The following is a 16,079-nucleotide window of genomic DNA, read 5'->3' on the forward strand; positions in this document are numbered from 1 at the left end:
TGGTCGCGCATGGAATGCGCGACGCGCGAGGTGATCCGCCGCCCTGGGGCTCAACGCGCCCACTGGGGCCGGTGGGTCGCTCGGCAACGTAGCGTCAGTCGAACGCCTGTCACAAGTCGGTCCAGTGGAGATCACGCGAATATCACAGACTTGACACGACCTCAGTCACGCAGGGGCGCGAAGCGGACCGGAAGCGTGCGCAGACCGCGCATGATGAGTCCCCCGCGCCACCGCAGTTCGGCCGGGTCGGCCGCGAGGCGCAGGTCGGGCAGCCGGGTCAGCAGCGAGGTGAGCGCGGTCCGCCCTTCGAGGCGGGCGAGCGGGGCGCCGAGGCAGTAGTGGATCCCGTGGCCGTAGCCGAGGTGTTGATTGTCACGCCGTGCGAGGTCGAGGGTGTCGGGTGCGGCGAACCGCTCCGGGTCGCGGTCGGCGGCGGCGAGCACCACGAGCACCGGGTCCCCCACCGCCACGCGCCGGCCGCCGATCGTCAGCGGCTCGGTGGCGTAGCGCCAGGTGGCGAGCTCGACGGGCCCGTCGTAGCGGAGCAGTTCCTCGATGCCGGTGACGAGGAGCGAGTCGTCGCCCGCGCGCAGCGCGTCCTGCAGCCGCGCCCGCTCGGCGGGGTGGGTGAGCAGCGCGTACGTGCCGTTGCCGATCAGGTTCACCGTCGTCTCGAACCCGGCGAACAGCAGCACGAAGCACATCGCGGCCACCTCGTTCTCGGTGAGCTGCTCCGCGTGGTCGCTGGCGCGGATGAGGCCGGAGATGAGGTCGTCACCGAGATCGAGCCGCTTGCGGTGGATGAGGTCGGCGAGATAGGCGCGGATCTTCTTCACCGCGCGGGCGACGCCGCCGCGCGGCCCGCCACCGTGGCGGATCATCATGCCGGCCCAGTCCCTGAAGTCGTCCTGGTCCTCGGCGGGCACGCCCAGCAGGTCGCAGATGGCGTAGATCGGCAGCGGGAAGGCGAACTCGTGGATGAGGTCGGCGGAGCCCGTGGCCGCGAACCGGTCGATGAGCCGGTCCGCGAGTTCCTGTACGCGGGGCGCGAACTCCGCGACCCGGCGCGGGGTGAACGCCTTCGACACGAGTCGGCGCAGCCGGGTGTGGTCGGGCGGGTCGATGTTGAGCAGATGCGTCATCAGGTCGGCGCCGCGCTCACCCGGGATGCCCGTCTTGCCGCGGGCGTGCGCGGGTTCCGCGTGGTGCACCGGGTTCTTCGAGAGCCGCGGGTCTGCGAGCGTGGCGCGCGCGTCCGCGTACCGGGTGACGAGCCACGCCTCCACCCCGCTCGGCAGCCGGGTCCAGCGCACCGGCGCGTGCTCCCGCAGCCAGGCGTACGCCGGGTACGGGTCGGTGGCGAACTCCCAGGAGAAGAGGTCGGGGGACGGCGCGGCGGGATCGGACATGCGCACACCGTACGGCGCGACGCGCGCCCCGCCCGTACGGGAGGCGTGCCCTGCCCGGTGCCCCGCGTATACGGGGACACCCCTGCACGAGGGCCCCCGCATATCACGACGGGCCCCGTATATAGGGGCCCCTCTACGGAGGGGCCTCCGCCATGGAGCGGAAGCGCCCCGTCCGGAGGGGTGTCCCCTCTGTACGGGGGGGCGAGGCATCCCTCTCCGCGGGGGCCTCTGACAGAGGGCCCCTTAGAGAAAGGACGGGCACGAGGGCAGACGTCGCGCGCCCCGCCGGGACGCCGCGGGCCCCGCCCACAAGGACGCCGCGAACACCCCAGGTCACACCAACTGACGTCATATGAGCGGCACCTGACGGAAACAAGCCCGTTCATATGCTTGTCCGGTACGGGACATTCCGCTCCTCTCGGGAGTTCGCCAGCATGCCCTCACCAGCCAGTCACACCCCGCCCGTCCACCACGGCCCCAGCCGCCGCACCCTCCTCGGCGGCGCCGCGGCCGTGACGGGCGCGGCCGCCCTGTCCGCCACGGCCGCCGCCCCCGCGACCGCCGCCCCCGCGCCGGGGACCGCAGCCCAAGCCCTCCCCGAGGTGTCCGCGATACGGAAGAGACGCCGGCTCGTCGACTACGAGGTGGTCGAGCTCGCCGCCCTGCTGCGGGCCGGGCGCACCACCGCCGTCGCCGTCACCAAGGCGTATCTCGACCGCATCGACCGCCTCAACGGCCCCTTCGAGACGTACGGCGACAACGGCCTCTACAACGCGTTCGTCCGCCTCGACAGGGACGGCGCGCTCGCCGCGGCACGGGCGGCGGACGCGCGGTTCACGCGGGCGCGCACCAAGAGGGAGCAGGACGCGCTGCCGCCGCTCCTCGGCATCCCGATGGGCATCAAGGACTCCGTTGCCGTCAAGGGCCTTGAGGCCAAGGACGGAAGCCACGCCTTCGACGGCAACAAGGCGCTGCGCGACGCGACCGTCGTGGCGCGGCTGCGCGACGCGGGCGCGGTGATCCTCGGGCACACCGTGTGCTCGGCGTTCTCCGGCTCCATCACCGGGACGTTCGCGGGCAACGCGTGGGGGCTGCCGTACGTGCCGGGCGGGTCGAGCCAGGGCAGCGGGGTCGCGGCGGTCGCGCGGCTCGCCGCCGCCTGCATCGGCGAGGAGACCGGCGGCTCCATCGTGATGCCCTCGGCGGCGAACGGCGCGAGCGGCATCAAGCCGTCGCTCGGCACCTCGTCCGTCGCGGGCCTGATGCCGCTGTCGCCCGGCTACGACGTGCTCGGCCCGATCGCCCGCTCCATGCGCGACGCCTCGCTGATCCTCTCCGTCATCCACGGGCCCGACCCGGCGAACGACCCGCTGACGCTCTCGGCACCCGACCCGTTTCCCGCCCTGCCGCTGACGGCCCGCAAGGGGAAGCGGCCACTGGCCGGGATCACCATCGGCATCCCGCAGACCGACTGGATGCGCACCGCCCAGGGCGTCCAGGTGGGCACCCCGCCGCAGCAGGCCTACGACGCCGACCACCGCGCCGCCTTCGAGCGGCTGCGGCGCCAGCTCGCCGCGCTCGGCGCGAAGGTCAAGGAGTTCGAGGGCCTGGACGTGACGAAACCCGAGAACGACCCGTACTTCAGCAGCGGCGACGTCCTCGCCACGGTCGACGGCTCCGCCGTCTCGCCGTCGTCCGCCGTACTCAGCCCCAACCGCTACGAGATCGACTACTGGCAGGCGGTCGGGGAGTTCGCGGCGACCAGACCGGCCGACCAGGCGGCCGCGCTGCTCGCCCAGTACGGCCGCAAGGGCCCGAACGACACCACGGCCTCCTTCGAGTCCGCGGCCCGCCTCGGCGGCGGCGTGCCCGCGTCGGCCCGGGTGGAGGGCGAGCGCCGCAGGCGCACCCTCCAGGCCAACTACCAGGCCGCGCTGGACGCGGCGGGCGTCGACTTCATGCTGGTGATGAGCCTCGGCGCGCAGATCGGCCTGCGCCAGGGCGGCGGCTTCCCCGTCTACCGCGCCTACTACCAGCTGCCCAACGCGCTGGCCTGGCCGATGGTCTCCTTCCCCGTCGGCTACGACTCGACCGAGGCGGGCCTGCCCATCACCGCGCAGTTCTGGGGCCCGCGCTTCAGCGAACCCGAGATCGTCCAGGCGGCCATCGACTACCAGGAGCACTACCCCGAGTACCACAACGCGGCCCCGCCCGACCCGAAGCCGCGCACCGCGACGACCAGGCCGCACACCCTGGTCGTACGGAAGGACCCGACACCGCCCGAGCTGTCCAACGATCCGCTGGTGGCGCAGGAGGCCCTCCGATGAGCTCGTCGCCCGCGCCCGCGCCCTCTTCGGGCTTCCTCACCGTGCCCTGGACGCCCGTCGTCAACGCGGGCCTGCCGCCGCAGCACCCGGGCGACGGCACCCGGCCCGTCGCCACGGTGGGCTGGCTGCCCAAGCTGGGCACCGAGTACTACCCGTACGAGCCGGTACCGCAGCCCGGGAAGCACTGACCCGGCCGCGTCCGCTGCGCCCGTGCCCCTGCCACGGAGGGGGACGGGCGCCCGGCCGTACGGGCCCCGGTTCGTATGCTGGCCCGGCGGGGCGGACCGGCGAGGAGAGGCGGACAGGGGCCATGGGGACCGCAGTGCTGCGGGAGCGCGCGTACCGCAGGGTGCCGTGGAAGAACGGCGGCGGCACCACGCGGGAGGTCGCCGCGGGACCCTCGGCGGGAGGGGACGGCTTCGACTGGCGGGTGAGCGTCGCCGACGTGGCGGCGGAGGGGCCGTTCTCCGCGTTCCCCGGTGTGGACCGGGTGATCACACTGGTCGAAGGCGAGGGCATGGTGCTGACCGTGGACGGCGCGGAGCACCGGCTCGCGCCCCTGGCGCCGTACGCGTTCCCCGGCGAGGCGGCGACGGACTGCCGGCTGCCCGGCGGCGCGGCGCGCGACCTCAACCTGATGACCCGCAGGGGCCGCGCGGCGGGCTCGGTGCGCGTCACCGACGTCGCGGGCGCCCTCGACCTGGAGTGCGCCGCCGGCGCGGTGCTGCTCGTACTGCCGGTCGCCGGGAGCCTGTCCCTCGATGACGGCGGGGGCCGCGCGGAGCCGCTGGCCCGCCTCGACTGCGTACGCCACGACGGAGCGGGAAGCGTACGGCTGCGGGGGCACGGCGGCGTCGCGGAGATCCGCGTCACGCCCGCCCCGGGCCACCGGGAGCACCGGCACTGAGGGCACGGGACGAGACGGCAGCGGACGGAGAGCGGTCATGGACGCCGTGGTGGAGTGGGTGGACGCGCGGGAGCGGCTGCCGAGGAGCGGCACACCGGTCGCGGCGGCGGTCACGGGACGCTATCCGCCCGAGGCCCCCGGCGCGGCGGGCGAGGAGTACTGGCTGGTGCTGCCGGTGTACTTCACCGACCGGCACACCGCGCGGGACGGCACCGAGCACCGCGACTGCTTCGTCGACTCCGACCGCGTCGTGCGCTTCCCGTACGGCGGGCCCGGCACGCAGCACGTCACCCACTGGGCCGCGCTGCCCGCCCTGCCGGGCCTCGCCGTGCGCCAGGTGCTGGGGAGCGCCGCGCGGGCCGCGGTCGACGACGCCCTGCGGTGAGGCCGCGGCCCGCCGGTCGGGCTCACTGCCCGCGGGCCGCCCGCTCCGCCGCGCGGATCGCGTCGCGGTACGTGCGGGACGCGGCGCGCAGCGCGGTCTCCGGATCGACGCCCTGCGACTCGGCCTCGGCCGCGAGCGCGAGCAGGGCGTAGCCCAGCGGGTTGTCGTCGGTGGGGAGCCGCACGTCGAGCCGGGCGGCGCGCGCCCGGCCCGTCAGCTTGGCGGCGAGCGCGAGTGCGGGCTGCCCGAGGGGTACGCCGTCGGTGACGGAGGTGCGGTGCCGCTTCTCCACCGCCTTGGTGCGCTCCCACAGGGCGTGCACGTCCTCGGCGGTGCGGGCCGTCTCGTCGCCGAAGACGTGCGGGTGGCGGTGGATGAGCTTCTCCACGATCGTCGCGGCCACGTCGTCGATGGAGAACACGTCCGCCTCGTCCTCGGCGTCCTCCGCGATGCGCGCGTGGAAGACGACCTGGAGGAGGACGTCACCGAGTTCCTCGCGCAGCTCGGCGGCGTCCCCGTCCTCGATCGCCTCGACCAGCTCGTACGCCTCCTCGATGCCGTACTTGGCGAGGCCCTTGTGGGTCTGCGTGGAGGTCCACGGGCACACGCGCCTGATCCGGTCCATGACCTGCACGAGGTCGAGCAGGCGCGCGCCCGGCAGGTCGTAGGAGCCGGGCAGCAGTTCGAGGTCGGGCATCTGGACGCGGCCCGAGCCCGCGAGGCGGGCGAGCCCGTCGGTGAGCGCGGAGTCGGTGTCGTCCGCCGTGGCCGGGATCACCACGAGCGTCGTGCCCGGCGGGCAGGCGTCCACCAGCTGCTCGGCGGTGGGCGCCGCGGTCTCCACCGCGACGCCCGCCTCCCGTATGTACGGCAGCTGCGGATGGTGCGGGTCGGGGCAGAACACGCGGTCGGCGCCGCGCAGGGTGTCCCACGCCTGCCAGGACAGCAGGCCGGGCGCGACCCGGTGGCTCACCGTGAGCAGGACGATCCGGCCCGCGGCCGACTGGGGGGTGGTCTTCTCCGTCACCCTTCCGAACTTACCCGGCGTGCGCCCGCGACCTCGCACGGACGGCGGATCACGCGTCCGAGGGCTCCTGCGGCCGCGCCTCGCCCGACACCTGCTTGATCCAGTCGACCTTGGTGCTGCCGAGCGCGACCTTCGTGTTGTCCCACGAGCCGTAGCGCGGGTTGACGTCGACGTGCATCGCCTTCGAGGTCCTCGTCAGCACGGCGAGCACCTTCTGCTGCCCCGCGGGCGTGGCCGTGTCGCCGCCGACCGCCTTCGCCAGCTTCGACATGAGGACGTCGCGGCGCACGGCGTCGTCGATCTGCGCGGGCGTGAGGGCGCCCTGCTGGAGCAGCGTCGCCTCCAGTTGCCTCTCGCCGCCCGGCTGCGCGGCCGCGGCCTGCCGCCTGGCGGTCTGCACCTCGTGGCGGGTGGCGGAGACGCCGGCGTCGTCGGCGGCGCGCTCCAGGATGCGGTCGAAGATCATGCCGTTCAGCTTGGCCTGGCTGAGCTGCGCGCTGCTGCCGATCAGCTGCGCGGACCGGGGGGACGCCTGCTGCGCCGTGCGGACGGCGTTCACCTGGGCCTGGAGCGACGACACCGGGATACGCTGCCCGCCGACGACGGCTGCCGCCCCCGGGTGGGCCGTGCTGCCGCACGCGGCGAGCAGCGGGACGCCGGCCAGCACGGCGGCGGTGAGCGAAAGCACGGAGCGGCGGCGGGTGTTGGGGCGCTTCAGGCGGTTCAAGGGGGCCTCCCGAGAGATTGTGCTTCGATGCACAAGCCATGCAGAGATCGATGGTAGGCAGTCGGAGTGGCGCGGGCCACTGCCCGGACCAACGATTCGGCGGTGAAGCGGGTGCGGCGGCGCGCCCGCGCTCCCTTTTCCCCGCCCGCTCGCAGGTCGGGCCGCTGTTCCCGTGCTCGTGGGCAGTGCGACGCCCGCCCGCTGCCCGCGGGTCACGAAGCCTTCATCCCCCCACCATCCGCGCTTGGTTCGCACGGGCGAGCGCCTGACGTACGTTCCGCTCGTGTTCGCTCTGACGAAGAATCCACTGACCCGGCGGGTCCTGCGTCCCGCCGCCGCACTGGTCGATCGCCGCGTGGCACGGCACACGAAGGCGCTCAGGCCCGAGATCGACGCGCTGAGGAAGGAGGTGGCGGCGCTGCGCGGGGAGCACAGCTCCCTCTCACTGCTCGTCGACGGCACGGCGCGCAGCGGGCCGCGCACGCCCACGCCCGACCAGCTGGACACGCTGGTCCGCCAGGTGGCGCGGGTGACGGGCGCGTCCCCTGCGCAGGCGCGCCGCAATGTCGTCATCGCCTTCCGCAACGTGATCGCGCTGGAGATGCTGGCGGTCGGCCGGCTCGCGGGCTCCACGCAGAACATCTGCGGCAAGCTCGCCGCGACCCCGCTGCTCGTGCCCGCCGACAGGACCGATGTGCTGGAGATCGGCACCCTCTACGGGCTGTTCTCCGCGTCCCTGCTGCGGATGCTGCACCGGGCGGGCATCGAGCCGAGCCTGACGATCGTGGACCCGCTGGCCGGCGGCCAGTTGCAGCCGGGCACGCCGGAGGGGCCCGACCCGACCGGCACGCCGGTGCGCATGGACGTGGTGCGCGCCAACCTCGCGTTCGGCGGCGCCGCGGGCGGCGGGGCGCGGATCGTGCGCGGCTTCTCCGGCGACGAGGAGGTGCGCGCGCGGGTCTCCGACCGGGCGTACGGGGTGATCGTGGTGGACGGCGACCACTCCGCGGAGGGGGTGCGCGCCGACCTGGAGTGGGCGGAGGAGATCGCGGCGCCGGGCGGAGTCGTCGTCGTGGACGACTACGGGGACGCGCGCTGGGAGCACGTCAAGCGCGCCGCCGACGCCCACCTGGCGCGCCCCGGCAGCCGCTTCGACCTGCTCGGCACGGTCTCCACGTCGGCGTTCCTCCGCGCCGCCGCCTGAGGCCGCGCGGGACGCGGAAGGACCTGGCCAGCCGCGGCCGGGCGCCGCGCGGGCCACGGCCCTGCCGTGCGCGGGGCCGTCTCGGCGCGGGCGCGGGCCGCGTCACCGCGGTGCGGCGCGGGCCGCGTCAGCCGCCGCACTGCCGGGCCATCGCGGACTTGTCCGCGCTGGTCACCGGCAGGTGGTATTTGAGGGACACCTGTGCCACGCGCACCGCGTACGAGCAGCGGATCGCCTTGTTCGGCGGGAGCCAGGACGCCGGGCCCGAGTCGCTCTTGGAGCCGTTCACCGAGCCGTCGACCGGCAGCAGGTTGAGCGGGTCGTTGGCGATCTGCTCGCGCTTGTCCTTGGTCCAGTGGGCCGCGCCCATCTGCCAGTCGTACGAGAGCGGCATGACGTGGTCGATCTGCACGGCGGTCGCCTTGGTCTTGCGCCAGTCGATGGTCCTGCCGGTGTACGGGTCGTGCAGCGTCATCGACGCGAGGACGCAGTTGGAGCCCGAGCGGTAGGTGATGTCCTCGCCGTCGCGCTTGAGGACGTCGTTGCGGGTGTCGCAGCCGTTGTGCGCGTAGGGCACGCCTTCCACGGAGTCCATCCACGCGTAGCCGAACTCGTCGCGGTCGTACCCCGTCTTGGGGCCGCGCCCCTTGGTGGTGACCTTGTCGATGAGGGCCAGCGCGCTCTTGCGGTCGGCGGCCGAGGTGAGGGGCGCGAGGCCGCGCTTCGTGCCGTCCGGGTTGGTGAGCGGGCTGACCCCGAAGTCCCCGCCCGCCGCATTGTCCTGGGGCGCCGCCGCGCCCGAGGGTGCGGCCGACGCCCCTGCCCCGTCGTCCTGGAGGTCCACCCGGCAGCCGCCGAGCAGCAGTCCGCCCGCCACCGCCACGGCCGCCATCCCGGCGCCACGCGCGCGCCATCCTGCCTGTCGTGCCCTCATCCGGCCCTCCCCATACGCTCCCTGGTGGGCGGTCCGCGGGCCGGCCGCCCCGCAAGGACGGCTACCCGCGGTGCCGCGCGTCACCGCTTAGAACACCCGCGCGGCACCCCACCCCTGTGAGGGGGGGCGCCGCCTCCCCATGATCCCCCACCGGGTGCGGAGCTCACGACCCCAGGATCGTCGTGAGGAACTCGCCGGTCCACGACAGCAGTTCGCGGCCGACCACCGGCTTCCCGCCGATCTTGCCGGTCGTCGGGCGCGGCACGAGGATCTGCTTCGCCGGCGCCTTGATCACCGTGCGCGGGTGCAGCCGCTTGAGCCTCAGCTCCTGCGACTCCCTCAACTCCACTGGCGCGAAGCGGATGTTGCTGCCCTGGAGGACGATCTCACCGACCCCGCAGGCGCGGGCCAGCATCCGCAGCCCCGCCACCAGCAGCAGGTTCTCCACCGGCTCGGGCAACTTGCCATACCGGTCGGCGAGTTCCTCGCGCACCGCCCTGATGTCCTCCTCCGAGGAGGCGGAGGCGATCGCCCGGTACGCCTGGAGGCGCAGCCGCTCGCCGGGCGCGTAGTCGTGCGGGACGTGCGCGTCGACCGGCAGCTCGATCTTGACTTCGAGCGGCGGTTCCTCCTCCACGCCGCCGTCCACGGCCGCCCGGTAGTCGGCGACGGCCTCGCCGACCATCCGCACGTACAGGTCGAAGCCGACGCCCGCGATGTGCCCGGACTGCTCGCCGCCGAGGAGGTTGCCCGCGCCGCGGATCTCCAGGTCCTTCATGGCGACGTACATGCCCGCGCCCATCTCGGTGTGCTGGGCGATGGTGGCGAGGCGCTCGTGCGCGGTCTCCGTGAGCGGCTTCTCCGGCGGGTACAGGAAGTACGCGTAGCCGCGCTCCCTGCCGCGGCCGACGCGGCCGCGCAGCTGGTGCAGCTGGGAGAGGCCGAAGTTGTCGCCGCGCTCCACGATGAGGGTGTTGGCGTTGGAGATGTCGATGCCGGACTCGACGATCGTGGTGGAGACCAGCACGTCGAACTTCTTCTCCCAGAAGTCCACCACGACCTGTTCCAGTGCCTGTTCCGACATCTGGCCGTGCGCCGTCGCGATCCGCGCCTCTGGCACGATCTCGCGCAGCTTCGCAGCCGCCCTGTCGATCGACTCGACGCGGTTGTGGATGTAGAACACCTGGCCCTCGCGCAGCAGTTCGCGCCGGATGGCGGCGCCGATCTGCTTGTTCTCGTACGGGCCGACGAAGGTGAGGACCGGGTGGCGCTCCTCGGGCGGTGTGGTGATCGTGGACATCTCACGGATGCCGGTGACGGCCATCTCCAGGGTGCGCGGGATCGGCGTCGCGGACATCGTCAGCACGTCGACGTTGGCGCGCAGCTTCTTCAGCTGCTCCTTGTGCTCGACGCCGAAGCGCTGTTCCTCGTCGACGATGACGAGTCCGAGGTCCTTGAACTTCGTCTCCGAGGAGAACAGCCGGTGGGTGCCGATGACGATGTCGACCGCGCCCTCGCGCAGCCCCTGGAGGGTGGCCTTTGCCTCGGTGTCGGACTGGAAGCGGGAGAGCGCCTTCACGGAGACGGGGAACTGCCCGTAGCGCTCGGTGAAGGTCGCGTAGTGCTGCTGCACCAGCAGCGTCGTCGGGACAAGGACCGCGACCTGTTTGCCGTCCTGCACGGCCTTGAACGCGGCGCGCACCGCGATCTCCGTCTTGCCGTAGCCGACGTCGCCGCAGATCAGCCGGTCCATCGGGACCGTCTTCTCCATGTCGTCCTTGACCTCGGCGATGGTGGAGAGCTGGTCGGGCGTCTCCACGTAGGGGAAGGCGTCCTCCAGCTCCCGCTGCCAGGGCGTGTCCGGGCCGAAGGCGTGTCCCGGCGCGGCCATCCGCGCCGAGTACAGCTTGATCAGGTCGGCGGCGATCTCCTTGACGGCCTTCTTCGCGCGCGCCTTGGTCTTCGTCCAGTCGGCGCCGCCGAGCCGGTGCAGGGTGGGCGCCTCGCCGCCGACGTACTTGGTGACCTGCTCCAGCTGGTCGGTCGGGATGTAGAGACGGTCGCCCGGCTGGCCGCGCTTGGCGGGGGCGTACTCGACGAGCAGGTACTCGCGGGTGGCGCCCTGCACGGTGCGCTGCACCATCTCGACGTACCGGCCGACGCCGTGCTGCTCGTGGACGATGTAGTCCCCGGCCTCAAGCGTCAGCGGGTCGATGGTCTTGCGGCGCCGGGTCGGCATCCGCACGCCGTCCTTGCCGGCGGCGCGCTGGCCCGAGAGGTCGGTCTCGGTCAGGACGGCGAGCTTGAGTTCGGGGTCGACGAAACCGTGCTCGACGGAGCCGCACGCCACGTGCACGACGGACGGCGTGAGGTCGGTGAGGCCGCCGCTCTCGGAGCTGTCGAGCCGTGCGGCGATGCCCTCGCCGCCGAGCACCTCCACGGTGCGTGCGGCGGTGCCGTGGCCCTCCGTGACGTACACCGTGCGCCAGCCCTCGGCGAGCCACCCCTTGGTGTCGGCGAGGGCGCGCGCGGTGTCGCCGCGGTACGTCTCGGGGGCGCGCATCCCGAGGGTGAGCGTGTCGTCGCCCTCGTCGTCCGCGCCGGGCGCGTCCAGCGCGAACGGCGACACCGACCACCACATCATGCCCAGCTCTCGGGCCCGGTCGCGGACGTCGGCGATCGACCACAGCGAGGCCGCGCCCACGTCGATGGGGGCTGTCCCCCCTCCCGCGGTCGCGGCCCAGGAGGCCTGGAGGAACTCCTGGCTGGTGGCGACGAGGTCCGCGGCCCTGGTCCGTACCCGCTCCGGGTCGCAGACCAGGGCCATCGACCCGGCGGGCAGCACGTCGAGCAGCAGCTCCATCTCGTCCACGAGGACCGGGGCGAGCGACTCCATGCCCTCGACGGCGATGCCCTCGGCGATCTTTCCGAGGAGTTCGCCGAGCTCGGGGTGGTCCTCGGCCAGGGCGGCGGCCCTCGCCCGCACCTGCGCGGTCAGCAGCAGCTCGCGGCAGGGCGGCGCCCACAGGCCGTGCTCGGCGACCTCAAGGGAGCGCTGGTCGGCGATCTTGAAGTAGCGGATCTCCTCGACGTCGTCGCCCCAGAACTCCACCCGCAGGGGGTGTTCCTCGGTGGGCGGGAACACGTCGAGGATGCCGCCGCGCACCGCGAACTCGCCGCGCTTCTCCACCAGCTCCACCCGGGAGTACGCGGCGGCCGCCAGCGCCTCGGTCACCTCGCCGAGGTCGGCGGACTGCCCGGTCCTCAGCTCCACGGGCTCCAGGTCGCCGAGCCCCTTGACCTGCGGCTGGAGCACGGAGCGTACGGGCGCGACCACGATGGAGACCGGCCCGGTAGCCGGGTCGTCGGCGGCCGGGTGCGCGAGCCGCCGCAGCACCGCGAGGCGGCGGCCCACGGTGTCGGAGCGCGGCGAGAGCCGCTCGTGCGGCAGCGTCTCCCAGGACGGGAACTCCACCACGCCGTCCTCGTCCACCAGCGAGCGCAGCGCCGCAGCCAGGTCCTCGGCCTCGCGCCCGGTCGCCGTCACGGCGAGCACGGGCCGCTTCGCCTCCCGCGCGAGCGCCGCCACGGCGAGCGGCCGGGCCGCGGGCGGGCCGACCAGGTCGACCTGCGGGCGGTTCCCGTCGGCCGCGGCGCTCACCGCCTCCGCGAGCGCGGGATCGCGCACAACGGCATCGAGCAGACCGTGCAGGCTCATGAGGGTCTTCCGTCCGGGTCCGGGGGCAACACGAAGGGCCCGACACGTCACACGGGCCGGGGCTCCCAGAGTACGACGCCCCGGCCCGTCCTCGCCCGGCCGAGCCGGGCGGGGACGGGGAGCGGGGCCGGAGGGGCGGGCCCGGCGCGCGGGCTCAGGCCCCCGAGCGGCCCCGGGCGCGGCTCTCCGGGGGCGCGGTGTGCGCGGCCCCGGAGCGCGGTCGCCAGTCTTCCCCGGTGGCGGGCCCCGGCGCGCAGCAGTGAGGAGAGGCTCCTGGGGGTTCTCCACCCGTGGGCTGGGACCTGGGGCGGAGAGGGGCTGGTCGTACGGGCGCGTCGTACGGGCGCGTCGTACGGGCGCGTCGTACGGGCGTGGCCGGTCAGGACGAACCGGCGGGCCGCTGCCCCGCCAGGGCGGCGCCCAGCCGCTTGCCGGAGCGCCGGCCCGCCCACAGGACCACCAGGAAGGCCGCGCCGAACAGGGGGTAGCCCATCGCGATGCGCGCGGCGGCGAGCCAGCCCGTGCGGTCCGCGTCGTAGAGCCACTCCCAGACCGCGAACCTGGCCGCGAAGACGCCGACGAGCGTGAGCGTGGCGATGTCGTAGGAGCGGCGGGAGGGCTTGTCCTTGAGCCAGGCGGTGCCGGTGCCGTTGAGCGCGCCCCAGACGATGCCCGCGAGGGGGCGGCGCACGAGGACGGAGAGCAGGAAGACCACGGCGAGCGCGAGGTTGCTCCAGATGCCGGTGAGGAAGAAGCCCTTGGCCGACCCGGTCTTCCAGGCGACGAACGAGGCGACGGCGACACCGAAGAGGCCGGAGAGCGCGGGTTGCACGGGCTGCTTGCGTGCCAGCCGCAGGACGCTGACGGCGAGCGCCACACCCACGGCCGTGCAGATGGCGGGCGTCAGGCCGAAGGACGAGTTGGCGACGATGAAGGCCACGATGGGCAGCCCCGTGTAGACGAGGCCGGTCGTGCCGCCCATCTGTTCGAGCGGGGTCTGCTTCGGTTTCGCCTGCCGCGCCTGCCGGCCGCCGGTCTCCGCAGCGTGTGAGGGGTGTTCTGCCGTGGCGCGGTCCGGAGCGCCATGGTCCGGATTGGTGTGTTCCGGTTCGGTGGTCATGCGGTTTCGCCTCATTTCGTGTGCGCGTACGGGAACGTTCTTCCGGCGGTGCGCCGCCGGTCAGGCGCCGCGGCCCTGCCGCGCGGGTCCGGGACGTCCGCCCAGGTGGCGGGCGAGGAAGCGGTCGGCGGCGCGGTAGGCGTCGACGGCGTTCTCTGGGTTGACGAGGCCGTGCCCCTCGTCGTCCTTGACCAGGTACTCGACGTCGACGCTGCGGGCCCGAAGCGCCTCGACGAGCTGGTCGGACTCGGCCTTGACGACGCGGGCGTCGCCTGCGCCCTGCACCACGAGCAGCGGCGTGCGGATGGCGTCGACGCGGCTGAGGGGCGAGCGCGCCCACAGGTCGGCCTCCTGCTCGGGGTCGGCCGGGTCGCCCGCGTACAGGTACCAGTTGTTGGCGAGTTGCGGCTTCACGAACTCCGGCACCGACCGCAGGAAGGTGACCAGGTTCGAGACGCCGTAGAAGTCGACGGCGGCGGCGAAGACGCCCGGCGTGTGCGATGCGCCGAGCAGGGCCGCGTAACCACCGTACGAGCCGCCGAAGACGGCGACGCGGTCGCGGTCCGCGTAGCCGCGCGCCACGGCCCAGTCGACGGCGTCGACGAGGTCGTCGTGCATCCGGCCCGCGAGCTCGCCGATGCCTGCGGCGAGGAAGCTCTTGCCGTAGCCGGTGGAGCCGCGGAAGTTGACCTGGAGCACCGCGTAGCCGCGGTTGGCGAGGAGTTGGGCGAGCGGGTCGAAGCGCCAGCTGTCGCGGGACCACGGCCCGCCGTGCACCAGCAGCACCATCGGCAGGCCGGCCGGCTCCACGCCCACCGGCAGGGTCAGGTACGCCGGGAGCGCGAGCCCGTCGCGCGCGGGCACGGTGACCGGCTCCATCGGGGCGAGGACCTCGGGGTCCAGGTGCGGGTACGGCCGGAACAGCAGCCTGGCGCGCCCGGTGGTGTGGTCGTAGAGGTAGGTGGCGCCGGGGTCGCGGTCGTGGGTGAAGCTCGCCACCCAGCGCCGGCCGCTCTCGTCGCACGACACGGCGCCCAGGTCGCCGTCCGACAGCCCCTCCAGGGCGTGGAGCACCTCGGCGAAGTGCGGGTCGAGGGGTCGGATCACCTGCCGCTCGCCGAGGTAGCGCACGCCGAGCAGTCCCCCCGTGCGGCGGTGGCGGATGAGCGGCGAGGGCAGTTGGGGGAAGACGGTGGAGCGCGTGTCGAGGTCGAGTTCGGGGTGGCTGTCGACCTCGGTCTCCTCGCCGGTCGCCAGGTCGAGCCGCGCGAGGCGGGTCCTGTCCGTGCCCCGGTTGGAGCCGATCCACACGCCCGAGCCGTCCGGTGTGAGCTGCGCGGGACTGACGCCGAGGGGGTGGTCGGCGCCGGGGAAGACGGCGATCCTGCGCGGCCCTTCGGCGCTCCACCGCGACAGCTCGATGTCGCCCTCGGCCGTCGAGGTCTGCGCGTACAGCTCCCCGTCCGGCGTGTACAACCACCCGGCCACCTGCCCGGGGTTCTGCGCGAGGACCGTCAACACCCGGGTGGCGATGTCCACTTCGCACAGGTCGAACTGGGCGGGGTCGCGGTGGTTCAGGTGCAGGAGCGCCTTGCCCGGCCGGGAGGAGGGCAGTTCGAGCCCCATGACGCGGGCGCCGGGGAAGGGCGTGAGGTCGACGGCGGGGGCGCCCGGGTCCTCCAGGTCGACGCGGTGGACGTGCCAGTTCTCGTCGCCGCCCGTGTCCTGCTCGTACAGCAGCAGGCCCGGGTCGTCGGTCCAGTGGTACGTGTGCACACTGCGCGTCTCGTCCGCGGTGACGCAGCGCGCGTCCCCGGGGTCGTCGAGGCTCTCCACCCACACGTTCAACCGCCCGCGCCACGGGGCGAGATAGGCGATCCGCGTGCCATCGGGCGAGATCGAGGCCCCGGCACGCACGGGCGCGCCGAAGAGTTCCTCGACGTCGAGGTACGGGACGGTGCCGGCGGGCGGGGTGGCGGACATGTGGCTTCTCCTCGCTGTCGCGTGCGCTGTGGGTACGGCGGGCCCGCCGGTGCGGGCCGGGCCTCGGGGGGACGCGGGGTCCGTGCCCCTCAGGCGCGGGTCGGGGTCTCAGACGGATGGGGGCTTCGCGACCTGGTGGGCGCGAGCCGGGACTTGGACGGAGGCGGCATCCGCGGCCCGTCGGTACGGGCCGGTCCGGGCCTCGGACGGATGCGGAGTCGGTGCCCCGGTTACGCGGCGCGCGACCTCGGGCGGAGGCGGGGCCCGCGGCCCTGGTCGAGGCGGGCCGGTCCGGGCCTCGGACGGATGCGGAGTCGGTGCCCCGGTTACGCGGCGCG

The 16,079-nt window shown here is 73.8% G+C and carries 12 protein-coding genes; 5 read left to right on the forward strand and 7 right to left on the reverse strand.

The features are described from left to right. Positions 1-161: 161 nt before the first annotated feature. Positions 162-1,409 (reverse strand): cytochrome P450 family protein, encoded by a 1,248-nt coding sequence (locus ABEA77_RS11330; protein WP_345644829.1) that lies wholly within the window; start codon positions 1,407-1,409, stop codon positions 162-164. Positions 1,410-1,843: 434 nt separating this feature from the next. Between ABEA77_RS11330 and ABEA77_RS11335 the strand changes: the two genes are divergently transcribed. From ABEA77_RS11335 to ABEA77_RS11350, 4 genes are all read left to right on the forward strand, one after another. Next, positions 1,844-3,736, forward strand: a complete 1,893-nt coding sequence (locus tag ABEA77_RS11335) for an amidase (RefSeq protein ID WP_345644830.1) — start codon at positions 1,844-1,846, stop codon at positions 3,734-3,736. After that, the gene (locus tag ABEA77_RS11340) at positions 3,733-3,924 is read left to right on the forward strand and encodes a hypothetical protein (RefSeq protein WP_345644831.1); all 192 of its coding nucleotides are present in this window, start codon (positions 3,733-3,735) and stop codon (positions 3,922-3,924) included. Before ABEA77_RS11335 ends, ABEA77_RS11340 begins: the two co-directional genes overlap by 4 nt. Before the next feature lie 122 nt (positions 3,925-4,046). Continuing rightward, positions 4,047-4,643: a HutD/Ves family protein gene (locus ABEA77_RS11345; protein WP_345644832.1), complete on the forward strand. Its 597-nt coding sequence runs from the start codon at positions 4,047-4,049 to the stop codon at positions 4,641-4,643. A gap of 37 nt (positions 4,644-4,680) precedes the next feature. Further along, positions 4,681-5,028: an AQJ64_40280 family protein gene (locus ABEA77_RS11350; protein ID WP_345644833.1), complete on the forward strand. Its 348-nt coding sequence runs from the start codon at positions 4,681-4,683 to the stop codon at positions 5,026-5,028. A gap of 22 nt (positions 5,029-5,050) precedes the next feature. On the opposite strand, the gene ABEA77_RS11355 is transcribed toward ABEA77_RS11350, so the two are convergent. Beyond that, positions 5,051-6,055: a nucleoside triphosphate pyrophosphohydrolase gene (locus ABEA77_RS11355; RefSeq protein WP_345644834.1), complete on the reverse strand. Its 1,005-nt coding sequence runs from the start codon at positions 6,053-6,055 to the stop codon at positions 5,051-5,053. A 49-nt stretch (positions 6,056-6,104) separates the two neighbouring features. Beyond that, entirely contained in the window at positions 6,105-6,782 is a 678-nt protein-coding gene (locus tag ABEA77_RS11360) for a SurA N-terminal domain-containing protein (protein WP_345644835.1), read from the reverse strand. 283 nt (positions 6,783-7,065) lie between these two features. Here ABEA77_RS11360 and ABEA77_RS11365 point away from each other — a divergent pair, with 283 nt between their 5' ends. Further along, the gene (locus ABEA77_RS11365) at positions 7,066-7,986 is read left to right on the forward strand and encodes a class I SAM-dependent methyltransferase (RefSeq protein ID WP_345644836.1); all 921 of its coding nucleotides are present in this window, start codon (positions 7,066-7,068) and stop codon (positions 7,984-7,986) included. Positions 7,987-8,113: 127 nt separating this feature from the next. On the opposite strand, the gene ABEA77_RS11370 is transcribed toward ABEA77_RS11365, so the two are convergent. From ABEA77_RS11370 to ABEA77_RS11385, 4 genes are all read right to left on the reverse strand, one after another. Then, the gene (locus ABEA77_RS11370) at positions 8,114-8,920 is read right to left on the reverse strand and encodes an HNH endonuclease family protein (protein WP_345644837.1); all 807 of its coding nucleotides are present in this window, start codon (positions 8,918-8,920) and stop codon (positions 8,114-8,116) included. Between the two features lie 163 nt (positions 8,921-9,083). Beyond that, positions 9,084-12,638 (reverse strand): transcription-repair coupling factor, encoded by a 3,555-nt coding sequence (gene mfd, locus ABEA77_RS11375; RefSeq protein ID WP_345644838.1) that lies wholly within the window; start codon positions 12,636-12,638, stop codon positions 9,084-9,086. Positions 12,639-13,017: 379 nt separating this feature from the next. After that, positions 13,018-13,758 (reverse strand): DUF3159 domain-containing protein, encoded by a 741-nt coding sequence (locus ABEA77_RS11380; RefSeq protein ID WP_345644839.1) that lies wholly within the window; start codon positions 13,756-13,758, stop codon positions 13,018-13,020. Between the two features lie 60 nt (positions 13,759-13,818). Then, positions 13,819-15,741, reverse strand: a complete 1,923-nt coding sequence (locus tag ABEA77_RS11385; protein ID WP_345644840.1) for a S9 family peptidase — start codon at positions 15,739-15,741, stop codon at positions 13,819-13,821. Positions 15,742-16,079: the final 338 nt, after the last annotated feature.

The organism is Streptomyces tremellae (genome assembly GCF_039540215.1).
Lineage (GTDB): Bacteria > Actinomycetota > Actinomycetes > Streptomycetales > Streptomycetaceae > Streptomyces > Streptomyces tremellae.